Source organism: Variovorax sp. 01T439_2, assembly GCF_056398445.1.
The window spans coordinates 1-4930 of sequence record NZ_JBFTPJ010000409.1 but is presented as its reverse complement, the minus strand read 5'-3'; the positions used below and the strand labels follow the sequence as shown (position 1 = coordinate 4930).

Sequence of the window (4930 nt, the reverse complement as noted above, 5' to 3'; positions counted from 1 at the left end):
CGTTTCATCAGCGTGGTCACCAGCCTGGACGAGCTCGCGCGCGTCTACGAGGACACGCAGCCGAAGATCATGAACATCGACGAGGCGGCCACCTCCCCGCCGCTCGCACCGGGCGAAGGGCAGCCCGCCGCGCGCTACGCCTTCATGCGCCGCGTGCACTTCCGCGACGGCCGCGCCTACTGCGTCATCAACATCTACCTGGACGAGCGCATCTTCCGCAAGGCGCCCGAGAAGTTCCGCACCAGGACCGTGATCCCGCTGCTGATCGCGATGAAGAGCGTGAAGATCGCCGCGGCGCACCAGGTGCTGACCATCGGCACGGCCGACATGGAAGTGGCCGGGCTGCTGAAGCTGCCGATGAACGCGCCCGTGGCCGAGGTGCGCCGCATCTTCAAGGACGCGGAGGACACCGTGATCTACCTGGCCGACGTCACCTACCGCGGCGATGCCATCCGCGTCGAAATGAACCTGAAACCATGAAGCCGCTGCCCCTCTCCCCTGTCCACGTCGCGCGCATCGAGGCCTTCGTGTTCCGCTGCCCGATCGCCACGCCCGTGCGCACCTCCTTCGGCACCATGCATGACCGGCCGGCCGTCTTCGTGCGCGTGGAAGACCGCGACGGCGCCACCGGCTGGGGCGAGGTCTGGTGCAACTTTCCTTCCTGCGGCGCGGAGCACCGCGCGAAGCTCGTCGACACCGTGATGGCGCCGCTGCTGGCGAGCCGCGCCTTCGACGGCCCCGCCGAAGCCTTCGACTGGCTGACGCAGCGCACCGCCGTGCTCGCGATCCAGTCGGGCGAGCCGGGCCCCATGGCGCAGGTGATCGCGGGCATCGACCTGGCGCTGTGGGACCTGTGCGCACGGCGCGCCGGCCAGCCGCTGTGGCGCTACCTGGGCGGCGCGCACGACGGCGTGGGCGTCTATGCCAGCGGCATCAATCCCGATCGGCCGCAGGACCTGGCGGCGGCGCGGCTCGCCGAAGGCTACCGCGCGTTCAAGCTCAAGATCGGCTTCGGCCGCGAGCGCGACCTGGCGAACCTCGCCGCGATGCGCGAGGTGCTGGGCCCCGGCCTGCCGCTCATGACCGACGCCAACCAGGCCTGGAGCCTCGACGAAGCCCGCGCCATGGCGCCGCAGCTGGAGGCCTTCAACCTCGGGTGGCTCGAAGAGCCGCTGCGCGCCGACCGGCCCTGGCACGAGTGGCAGCAGCTGTCGCAGGCCACGGGCATTCCGCTCGCGGCCGGCGAGAACATCGCGGGCCCGGCGGCCTTCGATGCCGCCATTGCGCAAGGCGTGCTCTCGGTGCTGCAGCCCGACAGCGCCAAGTGGGGCGGCATCTCGGGCTGCAGGCCCGTCATCGCACGCGGCCAGGCCGCGGGCCTGCGCTACTGTCCGCACTACCTCGGCGGCGGCATCGGTCTGCTGCATTCGGCCCATCTGCTGGCCGCGGCCGGCGGTGGCGGCATCCTCGAGATCGACGCCAATCCCAACCCGCTGCGCACCGCGCTCGCGCCGGCGCTGTCGCGCGTGACGGAAGGCCGCTGCAGCCTGGGCGAGCAGCCGGGCATCGGCGTGGCGCCCGACCTGAACGCGGTGGCGCAGCTGGCGGCGGCGGGCTGCTGACTCAGTCGGTGCGGCTGGCCGGCAGCACGACGGTCATCAGCAGCCTGGCATCTTCCAGCGCATGCAGGCCGTGCGGCACGCCGCCCGCCAGGTACATGACCTGATCGGCCTCGAGCAGCTTCACGTCGCCGTCCAGCTGCACCTCGACCTTGCCGCGCATGCACTGCAAGGTCATCGAGGTCGAGACCGCATGCGACGGAACCCGCTTGCCGGCCGGCAGCACCAGCCACATGAGCTCGATGTCGCGGGCCTTCAGCAGTGCGCAGGTTTCGGTCGCCTGCCCGTCGAGTGCGCCGAGGTTCACGACCTGGCCAGAGGATGCGTGCGTGAGTGCCATGCGGGCAGTGTGGCAAGGCGCGCGGGCGCTGTCCAGAGGGCCGTTCTCCGGCGCAGCGCCTGCCGATTTCGCCGTGGAGACTGGTTGCCTCGACCGCGACCGTGAAGCCCGCGGCGAACTCGGTGCTCGGACTGGACATCGGCACGCGGCGCGCTAAACTGTCCATGTTAGCTACTTTGCAGGATCGGGCAATGATTACCGTCACCTCTGTCGAGGCACAAAACAAGTTTGGGCAGCTCCTGGACACAGCGCAACGCGAGCCAGTCATCATCACGCGTCACGGGCGCCCCGCGGCCTACATGATCTCGCCTCAAGAGATGAAAGAGTTTCAGGAGGCGCGTGCACGCAGCGGCCAAGGCAAATCTGCGCGCGACTGGGCCACGGCAAGCGCACAGGCCTGGAATGAGTTCGACACCAGGTTCGGTTCGTTCGCGGACGAGCACTCGACGCTCTGAACCAGTGGCGCAATTCGACGTTCATCGCAACAAAGGGAGCCAAAAGGAAAGCATTCCCTTTGTGGTGGTCATCCAGTCTGCGCGATTCGATGCCTATCGCCGCAGAGTGGTTGTTCCCTTGGTCTTGCGCCAGCACGCCCCTGGCTCATCGGTTTCCGGCTCCCGGATGAATCCCATCTTCCGCGTGGGTGGTGTCGAAGTCGTCCTCAATCCATTGCAGGTGGTATCCGTGGCAACCGATCAACTCGGTGCCGTGGTCGACTCTCTTGCGGAGCATGGGCAACAGATCATTGATGCGATGGACGAGTTGATGACCCGAGCCTGGGGATAGCAGAACAAAGCGCGTTCGAGGAGCTTCGGTCACTGGCGACCGGCATCGGCGACGACATCCGCAGGGTTTCAGTACAACTCGACGGTCTGTCGCAGCAAGCCTGATGGCTCGGCACTCGGCCCGACGAGGACCTCGACTTCGCCCGGCTCGAACACGGGCTGCAGGTCCGGCCCGAGGTAGCGCAACGCGGCCGCCGGCAACGCCAGATTCATCGAGCCAACGTCGCCCGGCTTCAAGCGCAGCTTTGCATAGCCCTTGAGCTCCAGCAGCGGACGGGTGACGCGGCTCAGCTTGTGGCGAACGAACAGGAAGACCGTCTCTTCGGCCTCGCGCGCGCCGACGTTGCGCAGGCTGACGTTGATCTTGAGCGTGTCGCCCTCGCGCACGCGCCGCGGCTCGACCTGGAGCTCGCCATAGTCGAACCGGCCATAGGTCAGGCCATGGCCGAAGTCATACAGCGGCGTGTTGGCCACGTCCAGGTACTTGCTCGTGAAGTGGTCGGCGGGATTCATCGGCCGGCCGGTGGGACGCTGGCCGAAATGGATCGGCACCTGCCCAAGAACGCGCGGCCAGCTCATCGGCGTGCGGCCGCTGGGCGACACCCGGCCCGTGAGCACGTCGGCAATCGCATGGCCGGCCTCGACGCCGAGGAACCACGCAGCGAGCAGCGCATCGGCGTTTTCAGCCAGCCAGGGCACGACGAGCGGGCGGCCCGAGAACAAGATGGCGACGACCGGGATGCCGAGCGCGCGGGCGCGCGCCGTCACCGCTTCGGCCAGCGCCTGTTGCCGGCCCGGAAGCGCGGGCGTGGCACGGCTCGCCGCCTCGCCGCTCATGGTGGCGCGCTCGCCCAGGCACAGCACGACCGCATCGGCGCCGTCGCACATCAGGGTGGCGGCTTCGATGCCGCTGTCGTCGCCGCCCTCGATGGCGACGCCGGGCGCATGGCGCATGTCGGTCTGCGGCAGCGCGGCGCGCAGGCCGGCCAGCACGCTGACGGCCGGCTCGTGTTCGCCGGCGCCCCACCACGGGCCTTTCATCTCGGTGCTTGCATCGGCCAGCGGGCCGATGACACACAGTGCCTTCGGTGCCACAGGCAAGGGCAGCGTGTCCCGCTCGTTCTTCAGCAGGACGATGGCCTTGCACGCGGCGTCGCGCGCCACCGTGTGCCGTTCGGCAACGGCTGCCGCGGGTTCCGGCGTTGCGCCGCGGCGGTAGGGGTCGTCGAACAGGCCGAGCTGCTCCTTGAGCCGCAGCACGCGGCGCACGCTTGCGTCGATCTCGTCGATCGTCACCCGGCCCTGTTCGAGCGCGATCGGCAGGCCCTTGCGATAGGCGTCGGCCATCATGTCGATGTCGACGCCGGCCTTCAGCGCCAGTACCGCGGCATCGACGAGATCGGCCGCGACGCCGTGCTTGATCAGCTCCGCGATCGCGTTGTAGTCGCTGACGATGACGCCGTCCCAGCCCATCTCGCCGCGCAGCCAGTCGCGCAGCAAGGGGATGTGCGCTGTCATCGGCACGCCGTTGAGATCGGTGAACGCGGGCATCAGCGTTGCGACGCCGGCGCGCACCGCTGCTTCGAAGCCCGGCAGATGCACCTCGCGCAGGGTGCGCTCGGAGATGTCCACCGCGGCGTACTCCCGGCCCGCGGTGACTGCGCCGTAGGCGACGAAATGCTTCGCGCAGGCGGCCAGCGATTCGGCCGACGACAGGTCGGCGCCCTGGAAACCGCGCACCTTGGCCTCTGCGATGCGCGCGTTCAGCCAGGGGTCTTCGCCGGGGCCTTCCGCGGTGCGGCCCCAGCGCGGATCGCGCGATACGTCGAGCATCGGCGCGAAGGTCATTGCCAGGCCCTCGGCCGCGCCTTCGCGCGCGGCCTCGCGCGCGGTGCGCTCCCAGAGGTCTTCGTCGAAGCTGCCGGCCTCCGCGAGCGGAATCGGAAAGAGCGTGCGATGGCCGTGGATGATGTCCAGGCCGATCAAGAGCGGAATGCCAAGCCGCGACTTCTCGATGGCCAGCCGCTGCATCTCGTGCGTGGGGCCGGCGCCGACCATGTTCAGCAGATTGCCGACGCTGCCGTCGATGATCGACTGCGTGGAGTCCCCCGCGAGCACCGGTCCGGTGACCGTGTAGCTGGAGGCGGTCATCGTCAGTTGACCCAGCTTTTCGGCCAGCGTCATCC

General features: G+C 68.9%; 6 protein-coding genes. 4 read left to right on the top strand and 2 right to left on the bottom strand.

The features are described 5' to 3' along the window. Both AC1DOC_RS19010 and AC1DOC_RS19005 read left to right on the top strand, forming a co-directional pair. Window positions 1-480, top strand: a 480-nt coding sequence (locus tag AC1DOC_RS19010; protein ID WP_478130275.1) for a UTRA domain-containing protein, incomplete at its 5' end; no start/stop codon positions are given. Beyond that, window positions 477-1622 carry a mandelate racemase/muconate lactonizing enzyme family protein gene (locus tag AC1DOC_RS19005; RefSeq protein ID WP_015865574.1) on the top strand — a complete coding sequence of 382 codons (1146 nt, stop codon included), beginning with the start codon at window positions 477-479 and terminating at the stop codon, window positions 1620-1622. The genes AC1DOC_RS19010 and AC1DOC_RS19005, both read left to right, overlap by 4 nt. A 1-nt stretch (window position 1623) precedes the next feature. Here AC1DOC_RS19005 and AC1DOC_RS19000 read toward each other — a convergent pair whose 3' ends face one another. After that, window positions 1624-1959, bottom strand: coding sequence for a cupin domain-containing protein (locus tag AC1DOC_RS19000; protein ID WP_015865575.1), 336 nt, complete (start codon window positions 1957-1959; stop codon window positions 1624-1626). Window positions 1960-2150: 191 nt separating this feature from the next. On the opposite strand from AC1DOC_RS19000, the gene AC1DOC_RS18995 reads away from it, so the two are divergent. Together AC1DOC_RS18995 and AC1DOC_RS18990 are read left to right on the top strand one after the other, a co-directional pair. After that, complete coding sequence (locus AC1DOC_RS18995) at window positions 2151-2414, top strand: type II toxin-antitoxin system Phd/YefM family antitoxin (RefSeq protein ID WP_015865576.1); 264 nt, start codon at window positions 2151-2153, stop codon at window positions 2412-2414. A 4-nt stretch (window positions 2415-2418) separates the two neighbouring features. Further along, complete coding sequence (locus AC1DOC_RS18990; RefSeq protein ID WP_015865577.1) at window positions 2419-2745, top strand: CcdB family protein; 327 nt, start codon at window positions 2419-2421, stop codon at window positions 2743-2745. A gap of 68 nt (window positions 2746-2813) precedes the next feature. Here AC1DOC_RS18990 and AC1DOC_RS18985 read toward each other — a convergent pair whose 3' ends face one another. Then, on the bottom strand, window positions 2814-4928 hold the full coding sequence (locus AC1DOC_RS18985) for a glycoside hydrolase family 3 N-terminal domain-containing protein (protein ID WP_478130274.1): 2115 nt from the start codon (window positions 4926-4928) through the stop codon (window positions 2814-2816). Between the last annotated feature and the right edge of the window lie 2 nt (window positions 4929-4930).